The organism is Actinosynnema sp. NPDC023658, from assembly GCF_040639995.1.
Taxonomy (GTDB): Bacteria; Actinomycetota; Actinomycetes; order Mycobacteriales; family Pseudonocardiaceae; genus Actinosynnema.
This window is the reverse complement of sequence record NZ_JBFAAX010000897.1, coordinates 1-2,228: the sequence shown is the minus strand read 5'-3', so window position 1 is coordinate 2,228 and position 2,228 is coordinate 1. Positions and strand designations below refer to the sequence as shown.

Below are 2,228 nucleotides of genomic sequence, written 5' to 3'. Positions count from 1 at the left end.
GCGGCGGTGATCGCGCGCACGCGCGAGGTCGCGGCCCACGCGGCGGCGCTGGTCCGCGTCGAGGTCGACCGACTCCCGCACGACGTGCGCCTGAGCGCCGACCGCGACGACCTGTACGCGCCGGAGCGGGTCAACGGCGGTTCGGACACCGACACCGCGCGGGGTGACGTCGGCGCGGGGCTCGCGCACTCGCCGTTCACGCTCGACCAGACCTACACCACGGCCTGGTACAACAACAACCCGATGGAGCCGCACACCACCAAGGCCCTGTGGTTGGACGGCGACCTCGCGCTGTACGAGTCGACGCAGGGCGTGCACGCCACGCGGGAGTCGGCGGCGGAGGTGCTGGGGTTGGCGCCGGAGCGGGTGCACGTCATCTCGCCGCACGTCGGCGGCGCCTTCGGCTCGAAGGGCACGCCCCACGTGCACACCGTCATCGCGGCGATGGCGGCGCGGGAGGTGCCCGGCACGCCGGTGGAGCTCGCGCTCACCCGGCACCAGATGTTCTCCCTCGTCGGCTACCGCACGCCCACGGTCCAGCGGGTCCGGCTGGGCTGCGACGCGGACGGGCGGCTGGCCGTCGTCGCGGTCGACGCGATCTCCCAGACCTCCCGGGTCAAGGAGTTCGCCGAGCAGACCGCGGTGCCCAGCCGCACCATGTACGCCGCGCCGAACCGCGGCACCACGCACCGGCTGGCCGCGCTGGACGTGCCGGTGCCGTCGTGGATGCGCGCGCCCGGCGAGTGCCCCGGCATGTTCGGGCCGGAGGTGGCGGTGGACGAGCTGGCGTTCGCCTGCGGGATCGACCCGGTGGAGTTCCGCGTCCGCAACGAGCCCGACGTGGAGCCGGAGTCGGGCAAGCCGTTCTCCAGCCGCAACCTGGTGGCGTGCCTGCGCGAGGGTGCGCGCCGGTTCGGCTGGGAGCACCGCGACCCGGCGCCGCGCGCCCGGGAGGAGTCGGGGTGGCTGGTGGGCACCGGCGTGGCGGCGTCGACGTACCCGGTGAACCGGACGCCGGGCTCGGTGGCCAGGATCCGCTGCACCGCCCCGGGCCGCTACCTGGTCTCGATCGGGGCCGCCGACCTCGGCACCGGCACGTGGACGTCGCTGGCGCAGGTCGCCGCCGACGCGCTGGGCGTCGACTTCGCCGACGTGGAGGTGCTGATCGGTGACACGACGCTGCCGAAGGCGTCGGTGGCGGGCGGCTCGTCCGGCATCACGTCGTGGGGCTCGACCGTGGTGGCCGCGGCCGAGGCGTTCCGCCGGGAGTTCGGCGGCGACCCCGCCGAGGGTGACGAGGCGAGCGCGGGGATGCCGGAGGACGAGTCGGGCGACGAGTACGCGATGCACGCGTTCGGCGCCCAGTTCGCCGAGGTGCGGGTGCGCGTCGACACCGGCGAGGTGCGGGTGCCCAGGCTGCTCGGTGTCTTCGCCGTGGGCCGCGTGGTCAACCCGCGCCTGGCCCGGTCGCAGCTCGTCGGCGGCATGACCATGGGCCTGTCCATGGCGCTGCACGAGCGCAGCGTGCTCGACGAGCGGTTCGGCCACGTGGTCAACCACGACTTCGCCGAGTACCACATCGCCACCAACGCCGACGTGCCGCACGTGGAGGCGCACTGGGTCGAGGAGCACGACCTGCACACCAACCCCATGGGCACCAAGGGCGTCGGTGAGATCGGCATCGTCGGCACGGCCGCGGCGATCGCGAACGCGGCCCACCACGCCACCGGTGTCCGCGTCCGCGACCTGCCCCTGACCCTCGACCACTTCCTCCGGTAGGCCTCCGGTGGGTCTCCGGCGTCAGGGCAGCAGCACGTCCAGGAACGGGTTGCTGAACACCCGGTGCGGGTCGTGGGCGTTCAGCGTGGCCCGCGCGGCGTCCCAGGTGGGGTTCGGGCCCTGCCGGTAGCTGTCGGGCACGGTGGAGGTCAGCACGGTGTGGTCGGACCAGGCCGCCTGGTCGGTGTAGGCCCAGCCCTTGGACCACTCGGCCCGGGTCGCTGCCCGCGCGCCGGCGAACCGGGTGAAGAAGAACTGCTCCAGCTCGCGGTAGAACGCCGCCGCACCGGGCGCGGTCGGGAACGTCAGCACGTCGAACCACACCGCGACGTCCCACTCGGGGTGGTCCTCGCGCGGCCGCACGGCCGACAGCGCGGGGGCCTGCGCGCCGGGCACGCCGACGTGCCTCGGGTCGTCCAGGCCGCTGACGCGGATCTCCACCTGAGCGG

The 2,228-nt window shown here is 74.3% G+C and carries 2 protein-coding genes; one reads left to right on the top strand and one right to left on the bottom strand.

All coding sequences use genetic code 11. The features are described from left to right. On the top strand, nt 1-1,779 hold a 1,779-nt coding region (locus tag AB0G02_RS36125), incomplete at its 5' end, for a xanthine dehydrogenase family protein molybdopterin-binding subunit (protein WP_360803750.1). Nucleotides 1,780-1,800: 21 nt separating this feature from the next. Here AB0G02_RS36125 and AB0G02_RS36120 read toward each other — a convergent pair. Beyond that, on the bottom strand, nt 1,801-2,228 hold a 428-nt coding region (locus AB0G02_RS36120; RefSeq protein WP_360803747.1), incomplete at its 5' end, for a cholesterol oxidase substrate-binding domain-containing protein.